A 24,049-nucleotide genomic window follows, 5' to 3' on the forward strand; every position below is an offset into this window, starting at 1 on the left:
ACAGCCCGGATTAGTGGCAGAACACAACATCAATAGGTTGTGGCGTCCAACCAGCAGTATGACCGTCGCCGCAGAACGGATCGACCGGCTACACGAACTCGCTCGAGCGGCAGCAGCCGATGGCGAGGACGACCGGGCGCGGTACTATGTGCGCCTGGCTCGGCGTGTGGCAGAACGAAACCGTCTGACGCTGCCCCGCGAGTTCCGGCGGTTCACCTGCGATGCCTGCGATGCGTATCTTCGGCCGGGCGCGAACGCCCGCATTCGGCTTCAGGACGGCCACGTCGTGATCACCTGCGAGTGCGGCGCACACGCCAGATATCCGTACGGCGATCGGCAAGCCGGGACGGCGACAGCCGATTCGGAGTCGGCGGCCGACGCGAGTACTGAGTGACGAACTGGCGAACTGGCGAACTCCCGAACTCGCGGCGTTCGAGCGGCGCTCCTTCGAGAGGATTAACCACCTGGATACGATACGTGGCGTATGGACAACCAGCGACTCAAAGAGCAGGCCCACGATGTCGATGTCACGGTCTGGATCGGCAAAAGCGGCATTGATGCCGTCGTCGACGAACTCAACAATCAGCTTTCGAACCGCAACCTCGTGAAGGTAAAGTTCCTCCGCGCGGCCCGCGCCGGGAACCCGACCGAGGAGAAAGCACGGACGCTTGCAGACCGCGTCAGCGCTGACCTGATCGAGACGCGCGGGCACACGGCCGTCATGCACCGGTAGGTGTTCGGACTACTCGAAAGTGATGGTGGTGGCAGCCGATGGTCGCCATAATCTACACGACCGGCGATTACGGATTCGACTCCGTCGACACGAAATAGACGCCGACAGCCATCACGACCCCGCCCAGGACGAACCGCGAGCCGAGCGACTCGCCGAGCAACGTCGCTCCGAAGACCGCGCCGACGATCGGCTGGATGAAAAAGAACGCCGAGATAACGCTCGCGTCGACGAACTCCAACCCCTTGTACCAGCAATACCACGCTGCTGCCGTCCCCAGAACCCCGAGATAGAGCACCGCGAGGATCACCTGAGGCGTGAACTCGATCGCGCGAAGCGAGGTCCCCGTTCGGGTGAACTCGACCGGGACGAGAACCGCGAGCATCGGCACGGCAGCCGTGCAGGAGTACGTTGCCGTTTCTAACGCCGAATAGCGTTCGATTAACGGCTTTCCCAGCACCGTATAAAGCGCCCAGGTCGCACTCGCGAGCAAGAGCATGAGAATCCCCGTCGTCGCGACCCCCGCGAGTTCAGTGAGGTGGTACTGCCCGGAGAGGACGATGACGGTTCCGGCGGTCGCGGTCACAATACCGGCGACGAGTCGTGGCGAGAGCTCTTCGCCGAGGAGGGCGACACCGAGCAGGATGGTAAAGATCGGCGTCAGGACGGTGATGAGCGATCCCTGGCTCGCGGTCGTGAAGGCGGTGCCGAGAAACTGGGTTGCGAGCGAGGCGGCGACGACAGCCCCGAGAGTGAGAAAGCTAAGGCAGTCGCGGCGAGTGAACTCGCGCCGGGGATACCGAAGGCGGACGATGGGCAACAGTGCGGCTGCACCGACCAGGACGCGCAAGAACGCGAGCGTCAGCGGCGGGATGGCGTCGAAGCCCCACTTGCTCACGCCGTAGAGGCCGCCCCAGAGCGCTGCGGCGGTAAGCGGTGCCAGTGCGAACAGATACGTCGATATCGACGGCAGCGAAACGGAGTTCCGGTACACAGTGTGAACGCAGAGGAGTATGGACTGCCCGAGAATGGCTGCTCTCGTTAGGATGTTAACCCCGGCCGGCTCAGCGCCCGCCGTCCGGTTCGGCGTGGTCGGACTGGTCGACCGGTCCGATGGCCGAGACGGCCGAAACGAGGAGCTTCCGTTCGGCTCGTCGGAGCGTCTTCGAAACGGCGGCGTCCGAGACCCCGAGTTCAGCTGCGAGGTCGCCGAGCGTGGCCTCGCGCGGGACGTCGTAGTAGCCGCCGGTGACGGCGCGGTGGATGGTTTCGCGTTCGGTCGGAGTGAGTCGCCGGGCACCGTCGAGGACCGTTCGGCCGATGGTGTCGGCGCGAACGTCTTCGAGGACGGTCGTCGGATCGACCCGCTCTCGACTGCGGATCTCGTACTCGTCGTCGAGGTCGGCCAGGACGGTGAGCGTTCGCTCCGCGGCCGCGGCGTCGTCGAAGCCGATCTCCCATCGCTCGCTCCCGTCGACGTTTTCGAAGGGTGCGGTGAGGTAGCCGCCGTTGGCGACGACCGTCCCCATCGTGTCGGTCGTCCCCATCGTCAGGTGAACGCGGGCGGTGCCGTCCCGCTTTGCCAGCAGTTCGAACGAGTCGGTTTCGTCGTGGCTCCGAATCACGTCTAAGCCGCGTTCGACGGCCGCGCGGTCGCTCCCGTCGGCGAGGATGCGCAACTCGAGCTGTGATCGGTCGTGATCGTAGTGCCAGTGTGGCGTGACGAACGCGACCTCGGCCGCTGAACTCGCCGCGCTCAACGGGCAATCGGCCTGTCGAATCGAGAGCGCGAGACTGATCATACGGACGCCACGCCCCGAGGAACTAATCGTATTGTGGTCTCGGCGAATGCTACGGCTGGAGAACTGCGTGGGTCGAATCGAAGACACAGCAGTCGTCAGCGCCATCGCTCCGGATCGGATATGACGGCAGATGAAGTATGAATGTGGAAGCCGCGATTGCCCGGCGTTCCGGCCGGGGGAATCTCGGTTGCCTCCTCCACCCCGCGACCCGTCGAGCGACAGGTGTCCGGCGGTCCACTGCTCGCTTCCGCGCCTGATGGGCTGTCGCCGACTAACCACGATGGGACGTCCCTGCGGACGGCCACCGTAGACCGCTGTCCCCGACGGACGAGGCTTCCACGTTGGCTCCCGAGGCCCCGGCCGGTCTGACCGGACGCCCGCGGTGTTTGGTCCCCGCTAAAGGCCATACTGCGGGTAGTGAGCAGGGCCTAACTGCCCGACCTATCCATTTGTCTGTATGTGACTGGTACTTAAGGACCTTTCGTCTCCGCAACCGCATACCGGCGCAGTGATCAACCGGGTATCTCGCAGAGCGCGTGGAGTCCACCGCACGGGAAGAAAACAGCCCCACCGACAACGGGCGCGATGTCGCTCCCGCTGCCGGTCGTGTCGGGTCGGAACTGCCACAGGCAGTCGCCATCATCCCCGTCGTATGACACCATCAGAGTTGGTCCGCCCAGATAAAGGACGCCGTCGGCGACGACCAGCGTATCGCTCCCGGCCGTTTCGGTCGTCCAACGCTACTCGCCGGTCGTGGTGTTGAGTGCAGTCGATCGAAACGGGTTCCCGACGTACAACGATCCGTCGCCGATCGCCGATGATATGATGAATTTTAACCATATTAGCACAGCGCGGCACCAATGGATCGAGAAAGAGGGAGAGACAGAGAGGACAAAGAGAGTGACAAGAGGAAAAGGCCCAACTAGGATGGCCTCTAAGGGATGGTCATGGGACTCGGCAGCACCGCAAAGAAGATTCAGGGCCTCTCCGACCGCGCCGAAGCAATGTATAAGCAGGTACAGCAACTGCAACAGCGTATCAAGAACCTCGAAGGAGAGGTCGACGACACGCACGATACGGTCGAGCGCATCGACCACCAACTCTCCGAACAACGCCAACTGCTGCTTGCCCTCGCCGAGGAACAGGGCATCGACGGCGAGCAAATCCTCGCCGAAGCCGCAATCGACGAAGCTGAACTCGACGACGAGGAGTCCACAGCGACCGACGACACGGCCACGGACACCGTTGATACCGAGCCGAGCGAAACGACCGCCGAGTAGCGCCCGTCCGTCCTCGTCGTTGCACGTCTCACCGCTTGCGAAGTCCGCACCCGAGGAGCAGTGTGACTGGTCGACCACAAAGGGAAGACCTAACAACAGTGGCAACATTTGCCAGAACGATGACGACCCACGAGCGACCGTTGGACTCGGTGCTCGAGACGATCGGGCAAACCCCGCTCGTTCGCATCCGCGACGGCCCGCAGGGCGTCCGGATCTACGCGAAACTCGAGTCGTTCAACCCGGGTGCAAGCGTCAAGGACAGAATCGGCCGCTACATGCTCGAACGCATGCTCGAGCGCGGCGACGTCACCGCAGGCGGCACGATCATCGAACCGACCGCCGGGAACACGGGCATCGGTTTTGCGACCGCCGCCCAGCAACTCGGCCTCAACGCCATCTTCGTCGTCCCCGAACGCTTCAGCGTCGAAAAACAGCAACTCATGGCCGCCCTCGGCGCGGAAGTCATCAACACCCCGACCGAGGACGGCATGGACGGCGCGATCGCCCGCGCCCACGAATTGGCCGACGAATTAGACGACGCCGTCGTCCCCCAGCAGTTCTCGAACCCGCTCAACACCGAAGCCCACTACGCCACCACCGGCCCCGAAATCTACGACGCCCTCGACGGCGAGGTCGGTGCCGTCGTCGCCGGCTGTGGCACCGCGGGCACGCTCATGGGCATCGCCCGCTACGCGTTAGAACAGGACCCTGACACCGTCGTCGGTGCCGTCGAACCCGAGGGCTCCGTCTACGGCGAACTCCTCGGCGACGACCGCGAGGAAGGCGAGTACAAAATCGAAGGCATCGGCACCCACAACGTCGAAACCAACGAACTGTTCGATCCCGAACTCGTCGACGCCGTCTATCCGATCTCCGACCGCGACGCCCACGACGAACTCGAGCGACTCGCTCGTGAGGAGGGACACTTGGTCGGGTCGAGCGCCGGGGCCGCAAGCGTCGCCGCCAAACACGTCGCCCGGGAGATTGCCGACGGCGAACTCGACGCGACGCACGACACGGTCGTTACTGTGTTTCCGGATTCGAGCGAACGCTATCTCTCGAAGGGGATCTACCGCTCGTTCGAGGAGTGGAGTTCCTGACCGACGGGCTCATCCGCCGCGGACGACCGCTGGAGCGTCGTCGCGTCGACGACCTCGAGTTCGTCGTCGCGTTCGACCTCCCACACCCGAAGGACGAGATGCGCCTTGCAGTGGTGTTCGACGACATCCATGCCCGTCGTCCGGTTTCGGAGGACGAGCTGACAGACCCCGTCGTTCGAGCAGTTCCCGGACCGGTCACACATAGGTACGTCTCTTGTGTAGTCTACTGGTATGTAAGTCTCTGTCGGTGGTACCCCCCAGTGTTCAAACGCGCGACGATTCGGCGTGTAGCCGCCGGTGTTCGACTTTCATACAGCGATCCTGCACGACCTGCCGGCCCGCCTCCTCGGCACGGGCGGCCGCCTCGGCGTCTCGAATGCCCTGCTGGGTCCAGATCACGTCGGCGTCCGTGCGCTCGAGCGCCGTCTCGACGACTCCGGCGACTTCCTCGCTCGGCCGGAACACACAAACGATATCGATCTCGTCTTCCACGTCCGCGAGCGTATCGAGGGCATTTCTGCCGAAAATCTCGTCCGCGAAGGGGTTGACCGGGATCACGTCGTAGCCGTGGTCCCGGAGATACGCCGGCACGTCGTGGGCCGCCTTGCCCGGCGTTCGCGAACAGCCGACCACCGCAATCGTCTCCAGTCCGAGGATCTCCCGGAGCGCAGCGTCCGATTCGAGTGGCATATGCCGGCCTACGGGCTCCGGACAGTTGTATCCCTCCCGTTTCGCTCGACTCAGATCCAGCCGAACTCGAGTTCAAGTGCCGCACGGCCGACGATGAACGCGAGTGCGGCGAGAAACGTGCCGTACTTGAGGTGGGACTGTCCCGTAGTCGGATCCTCGAAGCTCTCGTAGGCCGCGACGATCATGATCGCGTTGGCCGGTATCACGACGACCAGATACGCGAGTTCGAAGTGCCCGAGGACGTAGGGCAGCGGACTCGCGAGGACGCCGATCGCGAGCAGCCCCGCGGCGACGTAGAGCGCGCGGCGCTCGCCGATCGCGATCGGCAGCGTGTTCAGCCCCTCCTCGCGGTCGCCCTCCACGTCCTCGACGTCCTTGATGATCTCGCGGGTGAGCGTCGCGATGGCCGCCAGCGCACAGAGGACGACCGCCGGCCCGATCTCGCCGACCGCCGCCGCGCCGAACAGAAACGTGCTCCCGACGAGGTAGGCCACCAGGGCGTTCCCCAGCCCGGGCAATCCCTTGAAGAACTCAGTGTAGGCCACCAGCGCCACCAGGTTGATTCCTGCGATGGCAATCGCAAATCGCGGGAGCGTCAGGGCGAACGCCACGGCCGCGACGAAGAGAACGAGGCTGAACGCGAGCGCGCCGCGCGGACTCACCGCACCGCGCGGAATCGCCCGCTCGGGCTGGTTGATCCGGTCGATCTCTCGATCGAAGTAGTCGTTGATCGCGTTTCCCGCACCGACTGCAAGTCCCGTTGCTGCGACCGCTGTCACTGTCTCCGGGGTCTCGGTCGTGACACCACCGGCGACGAACGCGCCGATGAAGGTCAACACGCTCGCGGCGAGCACGTTCACCGGCCGCGTCAACTCGGCCAGCCCGCGGATCGTCTCCCCCGCTGTCATTGGCGATACTGCTCAGGCCGACCGGTTAAACGGTACGATCCGCTGGCGCAGCCGGTGTGTGTCTCCCGTGCGCGCCTGTCATAATTAGTATCGTCATCGTCAGTGTCGGCACCGGTATCGGTATCGGTATCGATATCGACACCGACACCGATATCGGACCCGCTACCGCCAAGCCCCAAGCTCACAACACAAGTCAGATGAAACCGTCAGCCACGCCTCCTCTCGCTCGAGCGCGGTCGCGTCCGCCGGCACCACCGTCACCGCCCCCGTCTCGTCCGTTCTGAACTCGAGTTCAGGTTCAGATTCGTCGGGATTTGGCGGACCGTGATCGTCGGCCGCGGTGAACTCGGCTGTCATTAGCGGGGATTGGAAGTATTGGGACAAGACCTGCGAGGTGGTTTTCAGTGGGTGGGAATGGCGGGGTGTGATGGGGTCTGTCGGAACCGGTGAAAATCGAGTGACTTATACGGAACCACCGGATACGAAGGGGTGCGGGCGCTTAGCTCAGTCTGGACAGAGTACTTGGCTTCGGACCAAGCTGTCACGGGTTCAAATCCTGTAGCGCCCACTCGCAGACGACTCGATTCTCAACTAACACTAATTCGACTGTAGAGGTATCAGTAGGGATATCTTCGCTGGTATTGGTGGTCTGTCAAGGGTGATCGAAATATGATCCCAACAGGAAACGGGTTGCGGCTCCGTCATATCATGCGATTCTCTTCGCAAATCGGGGGTGGTCGGTGTGACGATAGCGCCGTGTCCGTCGGACGATCACTCGACCTGTGACCACTGTGGGGCCTATCCGAAGAGGTTCTGGAGCGTCAGGACGACGAAGAGCAGAATCACTGCTTCGGAGATTACCCACGAGTTCTCGTTCATCCAGTTGCGGACCTGCGGGAGCGCAGCTTCTGCTCGCTCTTCGAGAAGGAACACGCTGAGCGATGGAACCGCCAAGAGAAACAGCGTGAGCAGGACGAACCCGGCCGCATCCGTGACCGGATCGCCGTTTGCCGCGAGGTAGGTTCCGACGCTAACCGAGGTGACGATATCGGTTGGAAAGACGCCGAGGAGGAGAAAACCCAGTTTCAACGAGAGCGGGGGTGTCGCGTTGGTCAGTTTTCCCATCCACGCCGGCGGCTTCGACACGTTCCGTTTCCGATAGGTATCCATGGCCGCGTACAGAAGAAAAACGAGGACGAGAACATAGAGCAGTTGTTTTGCGCTCGCCCCTAACAGACCGCCGCTAGCACCGAAACTGTTCCCGAAGAGGTACGCGATACCGACGACGAGACTGATAGAGAGGGACGCGCCGAGAACGTAGGCCGTAGAGTTCGCCCGCCACTGGTCGCTCGTGGCGAGGAAGATCGGAGAGAGTATCTGCGGGCCCGCGATCATCACGATGGCTAACGGGATGACTTCCAGGAAACTCATGGCTCGTACCCGCCGTGATTCGATTTGTTCTGCCGGCCGGCCCCTCCATTTTTGGAGGCGTATTTACTGGATACCATTACCGTGATTCTCTCCCGAAGCGTAGTAGGCCGCCAACGGCAATTAGTATTGTCGGGATTATGTAAAGAGTCCGTCTCAGTTTTTAGAGAGACTTCGTTCGCTCGCTTCGCGTCGCAATTACCTGTCTACTCACGGCAGCAGTACTCTCCATTTCTCGTGAAGTGGAGCTTATATCCCGTGACAGCATACTAATAATTGACTATGAGAATTAATTGGTCAGCAGTCATAACTGGATTCGTCGTGACCCTCGTGCTCGGGTTCATCAGCGGGATGATCTACGCGGGATCTGACGCCTCGGTCGCGGTCTTACACTGGGGAACCATCGGCATCCTCGGCGGCCTCACCGCCGGCTACCTCGTCGGTGGAAGGATAGGCACCGGTGCGCTCCACGGCGGTATCGCGACCGTCTTCGGATCGCTCATCCTGTTAGTCATCGCAGCGTTTACGACGCTCCTGTTTGCGGGCGTCGTCCCGATGTTCAGCATGGTCGTCCTGGGCTTGCTCATGCTCGCGTTCTACGCCATCCCCGGTGTGCTGGGTGGCGCGATCGGCTCGTGGGCCAAGAGTCGCCGGACCACCACGGAGATGGTCGGTACGCGGGCCTGAGCGACTACCGACAGGACCGATCACTTTTATCGAAACAGCCGTCCTCTCTCGAGGAGTTCTTTGGCGGCCGTTCGTGATCGGTCACGGCTTTCCGGTGGACAGTTCGATTATTGTTGGGTATATGGGACGTTCAGTGTCGACACTGAGTAATAGCGCACACAAATTCAGGTGTTATTCAAAAATATGTGTGACTTTTTTGATGAGGGTCGGAAAAACATTTACTGTCGAGTATGGAGCGTGAGGCATGAACAACATACGCAGTATCGACCTGGACAACCCGCTACTGTATATCCTCACCATGATCATCACCTGGATAGTCGTAGCAGGTGTCTTTGAAACGGTATTCGCTGATGGTAACTGGACGAACGCAATTAGCCAGGGGATCGTCGGCGGTCTTGTTTTCGGGGTTGCGATGTACTATCTCATCCAGTATACTGGGAGCTAACCCCCAGAGAAGAACTCGCGAGGAGCAATTGACCATGTATAATTGAGAAGCCTGGTTTCTTCTGGACACTATCGAACGCCGCGTAGAAAATAGCGTCAGGGTACATGTTAGACGACGCGAAGGTCCCTCGGATAGTCGTTCATGGTCTCGTATCCATCGTCGGTGACGACGACGAGGTCTTCGAGGCGGACCCCGCCGGTTCCCTGTTCGTACAGTCCGGGTTCGACCGTGACGACGTGCCCGGCCTCGAGTTCGCCGGCTTGCTGTGCGAGGTACGGCGCTTCGTGAACGTCAAGGCCGACGCCGTGGCCGGTCGCGTGGGGGAAGCCGCTGTCGGGGTCGTCCGCCGTGCGGCCCGTGGGGTAGCCCGCCGACTCGAACACGTCGCAGACGGCGGCATGGACGGTTTCGCCGGTGACGCCCGCCCGGATGGTGTCCAGGGCTGCCTCGGAGGCCTCGGAAACGAGGGCGTACCACTCTCGGGTGCGATCGCTGGGGGTGCCCTTCACGACGGTGCGAGTCATGTCCCCGAAGTACCGCGTCCGCTTGTGTCGGGGGAAGATATCGATGATGATCGGGACGTTCGCTCGCAGCGGTCCGGTGCCGGGATCGTGGGCGCGGGCCCCCGCGGGTCCGGACGCGACAATGCACTGATCGAGTCCGCAGCCTCGGTCCAGGACCGCGCGTTCGATGCGCTCGCGCACCCGCTCGCTCGTGAGGACATCGCCGTCGAGGTGTAACACGCCGTCCGCGACGGTCGCGCGTTCGAGCAGGTCTTCGGCGGCGGCCATCCCGTCTTCGGCCGCTCGCTGTGTCTCCCTGATGTGGTCAATCTCGCGGTCGTGCTTGACGGCGCGGATCTCGTCGAGGACGTACTCGTACTCCGGCACGACTTCGATGCCGTGCTCGCGCAGCAGATCGGCGGTGCCGACCGGGAACGAGACGGGAACCGACACCGAGTCAATACCGGCGGCGTCGAGGAAGTCCACGGTTACGCGTTTCCTGGCTTTTCGCGGGTCCATGTCTTCGAGTTCAGCCGCGTTTCTGAACTCGGCGCGGGAGCGGATTTCGTCGCCGTTGCTGTCGCGTTCGGCCTGGCTACATTCGGGACCTGGAAGGAGGAGGGTGACGCGCTCGTCGGCGTAGAGCGTGACGAACTCGTCGAGCATGTGGTAGCCGGAGAGGTAGTACTGGTGGCTGTCGTTCCCGTCGGCGTCGAGCAGGTAGCCGTCGGTGCCGGCGCGGTCGAGAAACGCGGTCAGTTGGGGAATTGCCGGTGTCATAGGCCCGAGGTTTCGAAGGTTGAACAATAAGCGGTATTGAGGGGTGGTATCAGGGGTCGCACACGTCTGGTTTGCTGCTAAATGCTATGATCATCACACTATTTCACCTATCGACTGCGAACTAGTTCTCTGTGAGTGTGTAGTTTACAAACATAGAAGCGTGAGTATACTTGGCCTACTGGATGTTGTCGGCCTCTATTGAAATCCCTAGCCGCTAATAGGATTGGAAACTGTCCGTTAGTATAGCACGCGTATTTATCGAGAGTAGATTTTTCTGCTCTGTTGAACAGGGGTACGGCGTCGGGGTGGGTGTGTTATGGCCGCGAATCAGCGGTTGAAAAGTAAAATCTTAGAAACCAATCTTCATTCTTGCTACCAAGTCAGAAAAGTACGCTACCGGTGACCACTAAACGAATCGTCTCTGCCGTAGTTTTCTCTTCCTCTCGGAGTTCAGAAAAGCAATCCAACAGGGCAGACGAGTCCGCCCTGAAGCAAACTGACGACGAGGTAGACACCCACCAGAAGGAGACCGTTTCGGGTAAACGCCCGGAGGAGGCCGTTCTTGAGTGCGGTACGGACGCGGATGGTCATAGTGGTAGTCACGGTAGGGGCTGTCTTAATCGCCATGATATCGATGGGAAACACCGACTATCCATACTCTGCACCGATGGCTGTTCGAAGGATTGGAGGGGCGTGACAGTAGGATTGCTGAGCGGCAATGGGCTCGATGCTTTGGCTCGCCGTATCGGTACACGCCGATTTTCTGAGCCAGAAAATCGGATCATCCGTTTAATGTCCCCGGGTTTGTCCGGTTGAGTGTATGAAACTGAATAGGCACACGATACCACCAGCCCTCTATACATATGTGGGCTGTTGTAGTGCAGTACGAACGTTCCGCACTTCCCCCCGTCTACGGCAGCCGAACACTGAACACGTAAATCAGCCGCTGCAACGGGCACTAATGCGAGGCTGCTGCTTTCAGAATTCGGTGGTGGATGCGTAGCCATGTCCGCCATCGAACTCACGAACCTGACGAAGCAGTATGGAGATGTAACCGCGCTTCAGGGATTCGACCTTACGGTCGAAGAAGGCGAGATCTACGGCTTTCTGGGACCAAACGGGGCCGGAAAGTCAACAACAATCAATATCTTACTTGATTTTGCCAGACCAACGTCCGGAGACACTGAAGTGCTCGGCCACGACGCACAGGCGGAAAGCAAACGCATTCGAGAGCGCGCGGGCGTGCTCCCCGAGGGATTCGACATCTACGATCGGCTAACCGGCCGCAAGCACCTCAACTTCGCCATCAAGTCGAAGAAAAGCGATGATGATCCCGACGCGCTCGCTGAACGAGTCGGAATAGCCGACGCGATAGACCGAAAGGCTGGCGGTTACTCGAAGGGAATGACTCAGCGGCTTGTCCTCGGGATGGCGCTGGTTGGCAAACCAGACTTGCTGATCCTCGACGAGCCCTCAACGGGACTCGATCCTAACGGCGCGCGCGAGATGCGCGAAATCATCCGTGCAGAGCGCGATCGCGGCGCGACGGTGTTTTTCTCCTCGCATATCCTCAGTCAGGTTGAGGCGGTCTGTGACCGGGTAGGCATATTGCTTGAGGGTGAACTCGTCGCTCAAGACACCATTGAGGGGCTCCGCGATACGACGAGCACCGAGGCGACCTTGGTGGTTGAGGTTGATCGAGTGGCTGATGGAGTTCTCGACGAGGTACGCACGCTCGCGGAGGTTTCGGAGGCGAGCGCCGAGGGCACCACGATCACGGTGTCGTGCGAGGATTCCTCGAAGACGGTAGTGTTGGACACCATCGAGGATGCTGGGGTATCAGTTGAGAACTTCACGACGGAGAGCGCCTCACTCGAAGACCTGTTCGCGTCGTACACCACCGATGAGCACCATCGACCAGCGGATGAAGCCGACCAGTTGAGAGACGGAAATAGTCAATCCGACGGTGCGACCATCCAGTCGGCTACCGGGGCCGATGGATCAACTGATGAGGACACGGCGGGCCGTCCATGAGTGCGATCACAATCGCGCAGAAGGATTTCCAAGACGCGATCCAGTCGTGGATGCTGCTCGGGTTGACCGCGGTGTTCGTCGTCTTTACAGCCGGTGCAGCCTACGTCTACATCGCGCTCGGCGCGATCGGTGGCGGAGGAGAGGTCTCTTCGCTTGCGCTCATCAACTTCCTCTCCGGGTTGACTGTGTTTTTCATCCCATTAATCGGGTTGATCGTCGGCTACAAGTCAATCGTTTCCGAGCGCGAGAGTGGCAGTATCGCGCTACTGCTCTCGCTGCCACATACCCGCCGCGACGTCGTTCTCGGGAAAGTGCTCGGGCGGACGGGAGTTGTCTTCACCTCCGCCATCGTCGGGTTTCTAATCGCCGCTGGCGTCGTCGTGGTGCTGGCCGGGTCCCTCTCGCTCGGCAACTATGTCCTGTTCGTGCTGGCGTCGCTCGCGCTCGCGTTAACGTTCGTTTCCCTCGCGGTCAGCTTCTCGGCGGCGACGCGTTCCTCGACCCTTTCGCTCGTCGGCGCGGGCACGCTCACCAGCCTGTTCATCTTCCCGGTGATCTGGAGCCTCATCCCGACACTCGTTCGGTTTATCCTCAACGAGTACACGCCTCTGACGCTGGATATGGCGACTCAACCCGAGTGGGCACAGTTTTTCGTCCAGCTCGATCCGACAGCCGCGTACTCGAACGTGCTCCACGTATTGATCCCCGATCTCACGAGCGGGCCACTTGCCGGTGCTGGGGGCGACGTGCCGTTCTATCTCGCCCCCTCGTTCGGGTTCGTGGTCCTTGCTGCGTGGATCGTTGTCCCACTCATGCTTGGATACTACCGGTTCAACTCAACCGCCCTCTAACAATCAGTATCACGTCGAAGATCGAAACGCCATCGTATGAACGACAGACCATCCAACGATAACACAATGTCACTCACCAACGTCATTACCGATCCGGACGAATCGTTCCGCAAACGAGCCGAAAACCCCGGTCTCCTTCGACCACTCGGTATCGTCTTCCTCGCCGCCATCGCCAGCGTTCTCGCCCCACTTCTCACCTATCGGGAGTTCGTGGCCGCGGGCGCACCCCCGCTTGCCTCCCTCAGCCTCGCAGGAAGTGTGGTTTTCGGATTCTTCGGACAGTTCGTCGCATGGATCATCTTTGCGCTCGTATTCTACCTCCTCTCAATCGCGGTCGGCGGGGAGGGCTCACTCGGCGATACGTTCAAGCTGAACGGATGGGGGTTCGCCCCCGCGATCTTCGCAGGAATTATCTCCGCTATCGCCCAGTTCATTGCGCTTCAAAACGTCAGTGTCCCCGACCTCCCGCAAAACCTCAATTCAGAGAACGCTGCCGAGTTCACCGAAGCACTGGTAAGCTTTCAGACGGCGATCCAAAGTCAGGCGGCTGTTCGGATCGCCGCACTGATCGCCATCGTACTCCTGATTTGGCAGGGTATCATCTGGATGCATGCCACGAAACACGCACGTAACCTGTCGTCCCGTGGGGCCGCAATCGCGGTCTGGATTCCCGTCGGGCTGTTGGTTCTCTCGCAGCTGTACAACCTCTTGACCGGGTGGGTAATCTAACCGCCTGACTTCGAGGGCTCATCGTCGTCGCGTCCTGACTGTTTATTCTGCCCTGTTGAATATCTTTTCTGAACCCCGAGAGGGAGAGAAAACTACGGCAGAGACGATTCGTTTAGTGGTCATCGGTAGCGTACTTTTCTGACCTGGTAGCAAGAATGAAGATTGGTTTCTGAAATTTTACTCTTCAACCGCTGATTCGTGGCCATAACACACCCACCCCGACACCGTACCCCTATTCAATAGAGCAGATTTTTCAGCTTTCAGGGGAGAATGTGTGTATGCCAATCAATGGCGTTCACCACGTAGTGCTTCTCGTTTCTGATATTCCCCATGGTGAGGCGTTCTACGAGGAGTTGTTTGATATGGAGGTACTGTTCCGGGAAGGGATACTGGATGGTGAAGTTGGAACCGTCCCGGAGCACATCGACTGGGAAGATGCTCTCTTGAAGGGTGTCACGCCAACAATGTCCTTTCTAGGCCGGGACGAGTTCTTTCTCGCGGTCGCAGGGGTTGAATCCGAGGTTACAGACCGCAGAGTAGACCATATAGCGTTAGCGGTGGATGAAGTAACTTTTGAATCGGTGACAAACCGAGCGGAGAAGCTTGGATGTCCCGTTGAGCGAAATGCTCCTCATCATCGAACGTTCGAGGACAACCAAGGGTTCGAGTGGGAGATAAATGCGAGTTCATCACCACCAACGCAAGCGTTCGATACTCTGAACATCTAGATCTCAATACTACCAATGTGTATTTAACGCTCAGAATGTCTGGTCAAAATTGTGGGTGAGACAACCAAAGACGAGCCGAGAAGAACCGCAATATTGTCAGCATCCCGCTGATAAGCGAGGAAGCAATTTGTGTGTCGTGTTTTCTGGCTCGGTGAGACCGATAGAATCCCGAATGCGGGGCATCTCGATGAATTTGTTGAGAAGCGTGAGATAGCTCGCTGAGCCAAGTGAAATGTCTCCCCGTCGAATCGCAGTATCCGAGACTTTGAAAGAGGCTATATTCAGTCACCCTACTTGTTGAATCTGAAACTCTCTCAGGATTTCACAGAGTTGTTGCGTTCTATTTCGTGGATGGAGAGTGGTCTCAGTACTCCTTCCCGACAGCCAACGGTAGATATAAGTCACCACCAGTTAACAATTAGAACGGAAGCCACGACGCCGGGTACGAAAGTGCCCCGGGTGCTGATACACCCGAGACGTGGCTTCCAAACCCTCCCGGGGTTCACAAGCCATGTTTGCGTACATTCTCACGGGATATAAACATCCCGCACGATTGATGAGTCGAACCGTCCGCGTAGGATCGTCGCTATCCGTCGAATTCTCCGGAATTTCGGGGTGTGACAATGGGGCTGCGTGACGACAATGAGTCGGATACCGAACCGAACGAAAACGACGACGCGCACAAGAATCCGGGTGAGACGCACGAACACCCCGGTGACGCACACGAAAATCCCGATAGCGCGGCCGACCACGAGTTCAGAACGTGCCCGCGATGCGGGGAGCCGATCACCCGAACGACGGTGATCGGGCCGACGGACGCGGTTGCGGGGCCGTGTGGGTGTCGCGTTGCGCCGCCGGTTCCCGACGGCGTAGCGCAGGGGGATCGGGCTGATTGTCCCGAGCGTCCTGAGCGACCCGAGCGTTCCAACCGAGCCGACCGAGCCGACGAGTCCTAACAGCCGCGTACAGCGTTCGCGGACAGACCCATCCAACGGGTCTGCCGAACGCGAGCGGGTCGCGGCGGGACATCGGATTCCACGCAGCGTGTGATGGGAAGCTGTCCACAGCCATCACAACCACCGCACCACCACCATTCGAAACCGCGGCGCGGAATCCGAACCGAACTCGCGGCTCGACGCTGTTGTAACGCGAGACGGTGCTCTCGAACACCTCGCGAACCCGACCGTTGCACTGAACTCCGTAGATCGATTTCAGTGCACGGCGGTAAGGAGCAAACGAAAAAGGAGCGTTCGGACGACACACCGGCTCGAACGCACTGTAATCCCGGCGCTGCAATCAGAAGCGGTCGCCTACCGCCAGTACGTGCCCGTGATCCACTGCGGCTCGACCGGACGCGAGAGGCCGGTTTCTTGGTCGTACGACGGGTTGGAATCGCCTTTCGTGATGTAGCCCTCGTTCGGCGCGGGGCAGTGGACCGCTTCGGCACAGGTGAGCGAGTCGGTCGTGTTCCCCTCGAGCGCAGCGACCCAATCGTCTCCTTCCGTAACGTACGCCACGGCCCGATGCACCACGAGTCGGTCCGATTCGTTGCCGTCCGCGTGAAAGACGATTATCTCGCCGCTCTCGAGGTCCTCGTGCGATCCCCACTCGGAGACCACGATCCGGGAATCCCGCTCGATCGTCGGCTCCATGCTGCCCGTCGGGACGTGGTGAATCGCAACGACCAGCGAGAGCCCGTACAGCAGTCCGCAGATGAGCACGAATCCGCCGCCAGCGATGAGCAGTTCGCGTTTCATTGGTGTGTTAGTCGACGTCGACGGTGAGCGTGGCCGTCGCCGGTCCCGCGGTCGCCGTCGCTATCGTCTCGGTCGCAGTGCCGAGTTCGACGGTGAGTGTGAACTCGATCGCGGTGTCGATCCGTGCGGCGTCGGCAGTGGGTTCCAGGTGGGTGAAATAGGGGTCGATGGCCGAATGGGCGGACAGCGAAACGGTGTCGATGTTCAGGTCGGTGAACGACGGCGTGAGCGTCCCGTGTGGGAGGTCAGTTGCGTCTAGGAGATCGGTCGCGGGAACGGAGTGGGCATCGACAAGCGGTTCGAATGTCGTGCTCCCGCCAGAGGGGGTGGTGCCGCCGTCGTGGGGGACGGGGGTATCGAGAAGGTGCGGGTAGTCGTCGGGGTCCGTGACGGTCGTCCAGGTGTCCGTGAAGTCGAGGGCCGTATTTGCGCTGGCCGCAGCGCCTTGCAGTTCGCTCGTCGACAGTCCATTGAGGTCCTCGTCGCCGTTCGCTTCGATGAGACCGACGGCCGTTCCGGAGGCGTCCGTGTCCCAGTAGGTTCGGTCGAGGTCGCCGGGATCGCCGCCGATGCACAGAAACAGGAGACACGTCCGGTCGGTCTCGTTGACGGCGACGAAGCCGGCTGCGTTGTCGTGGTCCGGGACGGCGACGGTGGCGTAGGCATCGCTGATGACACCGGTCTCCTCGATGTCGTCTCCGCCGAGACCGACGAGCGACAATAATCCGTCGAGGACGCCGATAACGAGTTCGAGCAGCGAGCCGATCAGCCCCGCATCTTCGCCTTCGCCGAGTGCGTTCGCTCCCGCGAACCCGCCGATGACGGCGTCGCCATCGATGGTGCCCCGTGCGTAGGCATCGCGGGTGTCGGCGACGTTCAGGCCGACGAACCCGCCGGTGAATCGGTCGCCGGTGACGGAACATTCCGCGTACGAGCGATCGATGTGGCCCTGTTCGGTTTCGCCTTCTTCCCGCACGTTCGCCCCGACGAGTCCGCCGACGAGTTCAGCGCCCTGGACGGTACAATCGAGCGCGTACGAGCGGTCGATCGTCCCGATGTTCAGCCCGGCGATAGTGCCGACAGCGTTGGGACCCTGTACGTCGCTGTGTATGAGGCCGACGTGGTCGACGGTGCCCGCGTTGACGCCGATCAAGCCGACGCCGTCGTCGTCCCCGTCGATCGTGAGCCCGCAGATTCGGTGGCCGTTGCCCGTAAGCGTCCCCTCGAACGCCTCGTCCGCGTCGGTATCGGTGAGCGGATCGAATCCGCTTCCGTTGTTCCAGGCTCCCGTCTGTGTTGCATCGATGTTGTTGCCGAGTTCGTAATGCGCGTCAAGGGCTGCAGCGATCGCCTGGAGTTCATGATCGGTCGTGATGACGTACGGATCGCTCGCGGATCCGGCTCCGTCCATTCCGTCGAGGACGGCTCCGAGATCGGTCGGCGCGTGGTCGTTTGGCTCGCTCCAGCCGGCGAACGCACGATCGGCCCGGCCATCGACGTGTGGATTGGCCTCGAGCGTGAACTGAAACCGGTAGCCGTCGGTGAGGACGCTATCGGGAACGTTGGCGTAGTCGATGGCGATCGTCGATTCCTCGGCGACGACGGCCTCGGTGACGATGCCGCAGTTGGTCTGGATCGTCACGTCCGCAGCGTTGAACTCGAGCGAAGCGGCGAACGTCGGTTCCTCGACGCGGAGAAACTGATCGTATCCGAACGCGGATCCGAGGGCCGTCCCCAGGAATCCGGCCATCGCCGTTCGGCGCGAGAGCGATTCGGTCACGGTCGGTTGTCGGTCGGTCGAGTTCATGTCGCGTTACTCCGGTTCGGTCGTTGCTGCCCCATCGAGTGCGATCGTTCCACCGGCGGACACGCCGCGGGTGGCGGGCGGTTTTGACGGGGAGTCCGGGTCTGACGGGTCCGACGGAGCCGACGGCTTGTCGGGTGTTTGCACGATCTTTCGCGTCGGCGTCACAACGACGACGAAGTGCTGTGTCGTCTCGGCTCTCCGGTCGTCGAGTTCAGCGCGAACGATCGCATCGAGGGTGGTGACCGCCTGGGCGTTCCCGGTCGGTTCAAACGCCGCATACGACGAGGAGACCGCAGCGTGTTCAGCGAGTGCCATCGGTCCGTCGCGAATGTACCCCGTCGCGGATCTGGACGGCGTCGGTTCGACGGCGATCGTTCCCGCGGCGATCGGTTCGAAGTCGGCAGCGAACTCGGGTCGGACGAGGAGCGAGACGGAGATTTCCGTGCCGGTCTCGATGTCAGCACCGTCGTCGTACGTGATCGTGATCGGCAACTCGCCGCCCGCGAAGTACATCGCGTCGATCCCGCCAGCGTCACCGTCGACGACCAACTGCTCGGAAAGCGTCTCGGCGGCGACGGTAAGGCCGGCGTCCCGCGAGACGATCACGGTGATCGTGTCGGTCGTCGAGGCAACCGTTCCGTACGTCTTCGATTCGACCGTCACCGCGATTTCGACGCTCGTTTCTGCTCGCTCGTACCGCTCGGTCAGCGCGAACTCCGCGTAGTCCGCGGAAACCGCCGAATGGTCGGCGAGATCGATCCCGCTCCGGTCGAACCCGTCCGAATGAAGCGTTCGGGAGATGACGTCGCTGGGCGTCTCACCGATGTCGAGCGTGCCAGACGCCAGCGGCTCGCGCTCGTCCGCGAACGATGGTCTCACGCCGATCGTAACGTCGAACTCGCTTTCGTTTCGTCTGACGCGATTGAACCGCTCGTAGGCGATCTGCAGCTCGATCGTATCACCGGGAATGCGTATTGGCTCACTGTCGCCTCCGTGCGTGGTGGCGACGATGTCGGCAGGAGAGACGGTCGCGTCGACGGTCACAGCGGGATCGTCCTCGCTCCCGGGGCTATGGAGCACGTACCCGAGTCCAACGCTCCCGGTCGCGCCGATCCCCAGCAGTCCGAGAAGCGCCGCTCTGCGGGAGATGTCGTACTCCGTCAGCGGCGTGTTATCGGTCATTCTATTTCGAACACTGGTTCGCTATCCTGTGATGGCGGCTCAGTCGGTCGTCTGCGGGGCGTTCTCGGCTTCACCGCCGAGGACGATGTGTCCTCCAACCGCGATTTCGATGTCGTCCTCGTCGATGGTCGTCACCGTGACATCGAGTTGCACGGTTGCCTCGCTGGAAACGGTGTCATAGCTGGTCGCGGTGACCGCTAACGTGAACTCCAACGTCGTCGTCGCCGACTCGCCGACGCCGTCGGCGGGCTCGAAGTCCCCGAGTTCGATCTGGCTGTGGTCGTCGATCGGAACGCTGGAGACGCCCAAATCGCCGTCCAACGAGGAGACGATCTCGTCGCTCGGGAGGGCACCAGCATCGATCGTGGTTTCGAAAATCGTCTCTTCACTTGCGCCGAGGTCTGTGGAGGCGAGTCCGAGGTCGATGCCGAATTCATCGACGCCGTCCCCGACCTGGCTCTCCTGGAAATTGATGTATTCGAACGCGATTTCGGTCTGGCTGCCGTCGATAGCCACGGACGCAACGTTGCCGTCGACGGTGGCAATCGTGATCCCCTCACCGGTGAGTTGCAGGTCACTGAACGCGAACGCTGGCTCGTCCGTGGCGAAGAACGTTCGGTAGCCGAACAACCCGCCGCTTGCGACCCCCGCAGCACCGAGTACGGCCGTCCGTCGATTCAAGAGCGCGATACCACGGTCACGATCATCCTCATTCGCCCCCAATATGTCATCCATTATGATACTCTCGACCACGATACAGTATATATAGATTAGAAGTTCTCTCACGAACCGAGAAAATGTGGAATGGTTAATACTATGTGGCGATCACTGCACAGCGCTCGGCGCGAGCCGAGTCCGTGCCGAGAGACAGTCTCCGCCCGGGACGGCGATGATCACGACCGGCCGTGGCATCCGTACCAATACCGGCCTCGTCAATACCAGTCTCGCCACCACCATCATTTCCCGCCCGTCGAAACGACGGTACGGGACCGGACCGAACGCACAGTTCGACACGGAGACGAGGAGAAGCCACCGCGACGCGAGAACAGCGTCAGCCCTCGGCCTGCGACTCGGAGCCCCCGATCCAGCGATCCCAGAACGTGTTGAACTCGGTTTCGTCCTCGGTCAGCCGATCGAGTTCAGCGAGGCCGCGCTCGGTACGGGTCCCCGGAATCGTGTTGTCGAGGACGAGCGCGGCGAGGCCGCCGATGGCCATGCCAGTCGAGCCGATAATGTAGATCGTGTCGACCACGGCGATGGCAGCGCTCTCGATAACGGGTACGAGGACGGTGCCGGCGATGACGTCAGCGCTGAGTAGCGGGTCGATCGCGCCGGCGAGGCCGACGGCCTCGCGGAAGGTGATCGTGCTCTCGAAGTTGCCCATGTACGACGGAATTGCGAGGCCGACGAAGAGGGCGAAGCCGACGACGAAGACGTTGCGCGAGGAGTCGAGGTCGACGTGTTTGAGGTTCCCGATGCCGACGGCGACGATCTGGGCGAACATGGCGATGAAGAGGCCGCCGATGATGGGGTCGGGAATGGTCGCGATGAGCTGGCCGAAGTAGCCGATAAAGCCGACGACGAGCATGATGACCGCCCCGAGCTGGACGACGTAGCGCGAGGCGACGCCGGTGAGTCCGATCGCGCCGATGTTCTCGGAGTAGGAGGTCGAGCCGCCGGTGCCCATGATGCCCGAGAAGACGTTCATCAGACCCTCCATGCCGATACCGTGGTTGATCCGCTTCTCGCTGGGGGCGGCGGCACCGGTCAGGTTCGCGACGGCATAGTAGTCGCCGATGCTCTCGACGATCGAGGCGAGCACGCCGGCGAACATGCCGACGACGAACGCGGTCGTGACCTCCGGGGAGCCCCACTGGAACGGCCGGATCGGCAGGACGAGCGACGTGTTAGTAACGTCGCCAAGCGGAACGAAGCCGGGGTGGCCGCTGCCGAGGACGCCTGTCGCCGACAGCACCGCGGCGACGATCCAGGAGATGCCGATTGCCAGGATGACCGGATACAGTCTGAACGCCCGGTGTTTGAGATCGAGGTACTGCGAGAACAGCAGGATGAGTCCGAGCGTGAGCCCGAGGAGCCACCAACTCTGCTCCGGCGACGTGATCTGGTCGGCATCGAACAGCGCCAGCCCGATCAGGGCGATGGTGGGTGCGATGGCGACCGGCGAGAGGTACCGCTGGAGTTTCCCGACCAGACCGAAGTACCCCATCGCGACCTGGACGACCGCGGCGAGGATGATCGCACCCTGTAACTGTACCAGTGCGGCCTGCCAGTCCCCACCCGCGCCGCCGGCGGTGACGACGCCGATAATGGCGAGCGCGGGTGCGAGCATCGAGAACGGCGCGCCCTGGACGATCGGGTACCGGTTGCCGAACGTCGTCTGGGCGAGCGTTGCGATTCCCGAGACGACGAAGAAGGTCCCGATGAACTGCGGCAATAGCTCGTCCGGCATTCCCATTGCGCTCGCCAGAATCAGCGGCACGGCGATGTTCGCGCCGACCATCGTCAGGTAGTGCTGGACGCCGAGCACGGTCGACTCGCCCAGCGGCGGCCGGTCGTCGATACCGTACTCGATGTCGTCCGCGCCTGCGTTCCCCCCTGCTGTGTCTTCCCCCGTCATCGTGAACTCACCGGATAACGCGCGAGCGCGCTCAAAGACGTGTTGATGTTCGCCCCGCCGTACCGATTCCTGTCACTACCCGGACGGATGCAGCTACTCGCCGCCGTCGTCGGAACGGCCGGGGTGGCCGTCCTGTTCGTACTCTCGCAACACCGACGTGATCGTCTGCGAGACTTCTTCGAGCGCGACGGCGTTCGTCTTCCGAAGGTCGCCCTCCTGGGCCGCATCGAGGTGGCGAAGCGCCTCGCGAAGGTGATCGCCGATCTCGGTCTCGGTTGCGGTCTCGCTGTTGTGTTCGTCTGTCATAGTCGCACCCGGAACACGGTATAGCCGATTCAGGCCGTTAAGTTCGTCGCCGGTACCGGCGTGCCGCGTCACTCGAGCGAGACGGTCGCCGTCGAATCTCCCTCACCGACGAGTTCAAGTGAAGTTGCGCGAAGACAACCACAATGGTAAACCGTCGTTTGCGACCGAGCGGAAACGTGGCGTACAGCAACACCCGTGCAAGACGGAACCGAGGACGGAGCCGGGTCCGTGGCCGGAGACAAGTTCGATGAAGGGAATCGTGCTCGGCGGCGTCAGCTCCGGCGTCGGCAAGACGGTCGCGGCGCTGGCGACGATACAGGCGCTGTCGGATGCGGGCCGCGAGGTGCAGCCGGCGAAGGCGGGGCCGGACTTCATCGACCCGAGCCACCACGAGGCGATCGCAGGTCGCCCGTCGCGAACGCTCGATCTGTGGCTCTGCGGGGCCGATGGACTCAAACGGAACTACGCTCGCGCTGGGACCGGCGACGGCGCACGCGCTGGCACCGCAGCCGTCTCCACCTCGACACCAGCCCCGGACATCTGCGTCGTCGAGGGCGTAATGGGGCTGTACGACGGCGACGCCTCGAGTTCAGCCATGGTCGCCGCTGAACTCGACCTGCCGGTCGTTCTCGTCGTCGACGCTAAAGCGGGCATGGAGAGCGTCGCGGCGACCGCGCTCGGCTTTCGCGAGTATGCCGCGGAAATCGGCCGCGACATCGACGTGGCGGGGATCATCGCCCAGCGCGCCCACGGCGGCCGTCACGAACGAGGGATTCGGGAGGCGCTGCCGGATGACCTCGAGTTCTTCGGGCGGATTCCGCCGAACGAGGCCCTCGAAATTCCCGACCGCCACCTCGGGCTCGAGATGGGATCGGAGTCGGCGCTCCCGCGCGCGGCGCTCCGGGAGGCCGCCGAGACCCTGGAGACCGACCGGTTGCTCGCGGCCGCCCGCAAACCGTCCGCACCCGAGCGCGAGTGCGCTGCTCCGGACCCGATCGAGACGACGATCGCCGTGGCCAGCGATCGGGCCTTTTGCTTTCGGTACCCCGCGACGATCGAACGGCTCCGCGAGCGCGCCGAACTCGTGACGTTCTCGCCGGTCGCCGGCGATCCCGTGCCGGACTGCGACGGCGTCTACCTCCCCGGCGGCTATCCCGAATTGCACGCCGCTGCACTCGAATCCGCGGGGACGCTCGCCGAACTCGGGGCGCGGGCGAGCGAGGGACTGCCGGTCTTCGGCGAGTGCGGCGGCCTGATGGCGATGAGCCAGTCGCTGACCACGACTGGCGAAGACGACGCCGAGCGAGAATCCGGGATCGGGACGACCCACGAGATGGCCGGAATCCTGCCCGCAGACGTAACCATGCACGATCGCTACCAGTCGCTCGATCACGTTGAACTCGCGGCGGTCGACGACACGCTGACCGCCCGGGCGGACGAAACGATCCGGGGCCACGAGTTCCACTACTCGAGCGCGACCGTCGATTCGGACGCGCGCTTCGCCTTCGAAACGGTCCGCGGGTCGGGGATCGATGGCGACCACGACGGGCTGATGGCGTACGATTCGCTCGGCACCTACGCCCACGTCCATCCTGAGAGCGGCGCGTTCGATCGGTTCCTCGCGTTCGCCGCCGGCACCCGCGAGTAGGCGAGTACAGCACTCG

27 protein-coding genes, 1 tRNA gene and 1 other RNA gene are annotated in these 24,049 nt (G+C 61.8%); 13 read left to right on the forward strand and 16 right to left on the reverse strand.

Annotated features, from left to right (window positions below):
- The first annotated feature begins 58 nt into the window (after positions 1 to 58).
- Together C484_RS20450 and C484_RS20455 are read left to right on the forward strand one after the other, a co-directional pair.
- Positions 59 to 394, forward strand: a complete 336-nt coding sequence (locus C484_RS20450) for a ribonuclease P protein component 4 (protein WP_006827773.1) — start codon at positions 59 to 61, stop codon at positions 392 to 394.
- Between the two features lie 90 nt (positions 395 to 484).
- Positions 485 to 733 (forward strand): YhbY family RNA-binding protein, encoded by a 249-nt coding sequence (locus C484_RS20455; protein ID WP_006827774.1) that lies wholly within the window; start codon positions 485 to 487, stop codon positions 731 to 733.
- Between the two features lie 67 nt (positions 734 to 800).
- Here the strand turns inward: C484_RS20455 and C484_RS20460 are convergent, their stop codons facing one another.
- The 3 genes from C484_RS20460 to ffs all read right to left on the reverse strand — a co-directional run bounded on the left by C484_RS20460 (position 801) and on the right by ffs (position 2,984).
- On the reverse strand, positions 801 to 1,724 hold the full coding sequence (locus tag C484_RS20460) for a DMT family transporter (RefSeq protein WP_006827775.1): 924 nt from the start codon (positions 1,722 to 1,724) through the stop codon (positions 801 to 803).
- Between the two features lie 70 nt (positions 1,725 to 1,794).
- Positions 1,795 to 2,532 (reverse strand): helix-turn-helix domain-containing protein, encoded by a 738-nt coding sequence (locus C484_RS20465; RefSeq protein WP_006827776.1) that lies wholly within the window; start codon positions 2,530 to 2,532, stop codon positions 1,795 to 1,797.
- A 140-nt stretch (positions 2,533 to 2,672) separates the two neighbouring features.
- Positions 2,673 to 2,984, reverse strand: an RNA gene (gene ffs, locus C484_RS22630) — signal recognition particle sRNA.
- Positions 2,985 to 3,479: 495 nt separating this feature from the next.
- Here ffs and C484_RS20470 point away from each other — a divergent pair.
- On the forward strand, positions 3,480 to 3,812 hold the full coding sequence (locus C484_RS20470) for a DUF5798 family protein (protein ID WP_049915834.1): 333 nt from the start codon (positions 3,480 to 3,482) through the stop codon (positions 3,810 to 3,812).
- A gap of 119 nt (positions 3,813 to 3,931) precedes the next feature.
- The gene (locus C484_RS20475; RefSeq protein WP_006827778.1) at positions 3,932 to 4,912 is read left to right on the forward strand and encodes a PLP-dependent cysteine synthase family protein; all 981 of its coding nucleotides are present in this window, start codon (positions 3,932 to 3,934) and stop codon (positions 4,910 to 4,912) included.
- Here the strand turns inward: C484_RS20475 and C484_RS20480 are convergent.
- From C484_RS20480 to C484_RS20495, 4 genes are all read right to left on the reverse strand, one after another.
- A complete protein-coding gene (locus C484_RS20480; RefSeq protein WP_006827779.1) occupies positions 4,882 to 5,115 on the reverse strand; it encodes a hypothetical protein in 234 nt (77 codons plus the stop codon). The two genes, C484_RS20475 and C484_RS20480, sit on opposite strands and share 31 nt — an antisense overlap.
- 61 nt (positions 5,116 to 5,176) lie before the next feature.
- A complete protein-coding gene (locus tag C484_RS20485) occupies positions 5,177 to 5,602 on the reverse strand; it encodes a CoA-binding protein (RefSeq protein WP_006827780.1) in 426 nt (141 codons plus the stop codon).
- A gap of 50 nt (positions 5,603 to 5,652) precedes the next feature.
- A complete protein-coding gene (locus C484_RS20490; RefSeq protein ID WP_006827781.1) occupies positions 5,653 to 6,510 on the reverse strand; it encodes a geranylgeranylglycerol-phosphate geranylgeranyltransferase in 858 nt (285 codons plus the stop codon).
- 162 nt (positions 6,511 to 6,672) lie between these two features.
- Complete coding sequence (locus C484_RS20495; RefSeq protein WP_006827782.1) at positions 6,673 to 6,867, reverse strand: DUF7511 domain-containing protein; 195 nt, start codon at positions 6,865 to 6,867, stop codon at positions 6,673 to 6,675.
- Between the two features lie 136 nt (positions 6,868 to 7,003).
- Between C484_RS20495 and C484_RS20500 the strand changes: the two genes are divergently transcribed.
- Positions 7,004 to 7,078 (forward strand) — tRNA-Arg (locus C484_RS20500).
- A 230-nt stretch (positions 7,079 to 7,308) separates the two neighbouring features.
- On the opposite strand, the gene C484_RS20505 is transcribed toward C484_RS20500, so the two are convergent.
- A complete protein-coding gene (locus C484_RS20505; protein ID WP_006827783.1) occupies positions 7,309 to 7,941 on the reverse strand; it encodes a GAP family protein in 633 nt (210 codons plus the stop codon).
- Positions 7,942 to 8,220: 279 nt separating this feature from the next.
- Here C484_RS20505 and C484_RS20510 point away from each other — a divergent pair, with 279 nt between their 5' ends.
- Both C484_RS20510 and C484_RS20515 read left to right on the forward strand, forming a co-directional pair.
- Complete coding sequence (locus C484_RS20510) at positions 8,221 to 8,625, forward strand: DUF5518 domain-containing protein (protein WP_049915811.1); 405 nt, start codon at positions 8,221 to 8,223, stop codon at positions 8,623 to 8,625.
- A gap of 244 nt (positions 8,626 to 8,869) precedes the next feature.
- Positions 8,870 to 9,070 (forward strand): hypothetical protein, encoded by a 201-nt coding sequence (locus tag C484_RS20515; RefSeq protein WP_006827785.1) that lies wholly within the window; start codon positions 8,870 to 8,872, stop codon positions 9,068 to 9,070.
- A 107-nt stretch (positions 9,071 to 9,177) separates the two neighbouring features.
- Here C484_RS20515 and C484_RS20520 read toward each other — a convergent pair whose 3' ends face one another.
- Positions 9,178 to 10,353, reverse strand: coding sequence for a M24 family metallopeptidase (locus C484_RS20520; RefSeq protein WP_006827786.1), 1,176 nt, complete (start codon positions 10,351 to 10,353; stop codon positions 9,178 to 9,180).
- 450 nt (positions 10,354 to 10,803) lie between these two features.
- Positions 10,804 to 10,944 carry a hypothetical protein gene (locus C484_RS23505; RefSeq protein WP_160164259.1) on the reverse strand — a complete coding sequence of 47 codons (141 nt, stop codon included), beginning with the start codon at positions 10,942 to 10,944 and terminating at the stop codon, positions 10,804 to 10,806.
- A 414-nt stretch (positions 10,945 to 11,358) separates the two neighbouring features.
- On the opposite strand from C484_RS23505, the gene C484_RS20525 reads away from it, so the two are divergent.
- The 5 genes from C484_RS20525 to C484_RS20545 all read left to right on the forward strand — a co-directional run bounded on the left by C484_RS20525 (position 11,359) and on the right by C484_RS20545 (position 15,651).
- The gene (locus tag C484_RS20525; protein WP_006827787.1) at positions 11,359 to 12,387 is read left to right on the forward strand and encodes an ABC transporter ATP-binding protein; all 1,029 of its coding nucleotides are present in this window, start codon (positions 11,359 to 11,361) and stop codon (positions 12,385 to 12,387) included.
- Complete coding sequence (locus C484_RS20530; RefSeq protein WP_006827788.1) at positions 12,384 to 13,238, forward strand: ABC transporter permease subunit; 855 nt, start codon at positions 12,384 to 12,386, stop codon at positions 13,236 to 13,238. Before C484_RS20525 ends, C484_RS20530 begins: the two co-directional genes overlap by 4 nt.
- 66 nt (positions 13,239 to 13,304) lie before the next feature.
- A complete protein-coding gene (locus tag C484_RS20535) occupies positions 13,305 to 13,967 on the forward strand; it encodes a Yip1 family protein (protein WP_006827789.1) in 663 nt (220 codons plus the stop codon).
- 278 nt (positions 13,968 to 14,245) lie between these two features.
- Positions 14,246 to 14,695 carry a VOC family protein gene (locus C484_RS20540; RefSeq protein WP_049915814.1) on the forward strand — a complete coding sequence of 150 codons (450 nt, stop codon included), beginning with the start codon at positions 14,246 to 14,248 and terminating at the stop codon, positions 14,693 to 14,695.
- Between the two features lie 623 nt (positions 14,696 to 15,318).
- Positions 15,319 to 15,651 (forward strand): hypothetical protein, encoded by a 333-nt coding sequence (locus C484_RS20545; protein WP_006827791.1) that lies wholly within the window; start codon positions 15,319 to 15,321, stop codon positions 15,649 to 15,651.
- A gap of 354 nt (positions 15,652 to 16,005) precedes the next feature.
- Here C484_RS20545 and C484_RS20550 read toward each other — a convergent pair whose 3' ends face one another.
- From C484_RS20550 to C484_RS20575, 6 genes are all read right to left on the reverse strand, one after another.
- Positions 16,006 to 16,452, reverse strand: coding sequence for a S26 family signal peptidase (locus C484_RS20550; RefSeq protein WP_006827792.1), 447 nt, complete (start codon positions 16,450 to 16,452; stop codon positions 16,006 to 16,008).
- 7 nt (positions 16,453 to 16,459) lie between these two features.
- A complete protein-coding gene (locus tag C484_RS20555; protein ID WP_006827793.1) occupies positions 16,460 to 18,259 on the reverse strand; it encodes a hypothetical protein in 1,800 nt (599 codons plus the stop codon).
- A 6-nt stretch (positions 18,260 to 18,265) separates the two neighbouring features.
- Positions 18,266 to 19,441 (reverse strand): hypothetical protein, encoded by a 1,176-nt coding sequence (locus C484_RS20560; RefSeq protein WP_006827794.1) that lies wholly within the window; start codon positions 19,439 to 19,441, stop codon positions 18,266 to 18,268.
- 39 nt (positions 19,442 to 19,480) lie between these two features.
- Complete coding sequence (locus tag C484_RS20565) at positions 19,481 to 20,176, reverse strand: hypothetical protein (protein WP_006827795.1); 696 nt, start codon at positions 20,174 to 20,176, stop codon at positions 19,481 to 19,483.
- A 316-nt stretch (positions 20,177 to 20,492) separates the two neighbouring features.
- Positions 20,493 to 22,079 (reverse strand): uracil-xanthine permease family protein, encoded by a 1,587-nt coding sequence (locus tag C484_RS20570; protein WP_006827796.1) that lies wholly within the window; start codon positions 22,077 to 22,079, stop codon positions 20,493 to 20,495.
- 93 nt (positions 22,080 to 22,172) lie between these two features.
- Positions 22,173 to 22,385 carry a hypothetical protein gene (locus C484_RS20575; RefSeq protein ID WP_049915835.1) on the reverse strand — a complete coding sequence of 71 codons (213 nt, stop codon included), beginning with the start codon at positions 22,383 to 22,385 and terminating at the stop codon, positions 22,173 to 22,175.
- Positions 22,386 to 22,632: 247 nt separating this feature from the next.
- On the opposite strand from C484_RS20575, the gene C484_RS20580 reads away from it, so the two are divergent.
- Positions 22,633 to 24,033, forward strand: coding sequence for a cobyrinic acid a,c-diamide synthase (locus tag C484_RS20580; protein WP_006827798.1), 1,401 nt, complete (start codon positions 22,633 to 22,635; stop codon positions 24,031 to 24,033).
- Positions 24,034 to 24,049: the final 16 nt, after the last annotated feature.

The organism is Natrialba taiwanensis DSM 12281, from assembly GCF_000337595.1.
GTDB lineage: Archaea > Halobacteriota > Halobacteria > Halobacteriales > Natrialbaceae > Natrialba > Natrialba taiwanensis.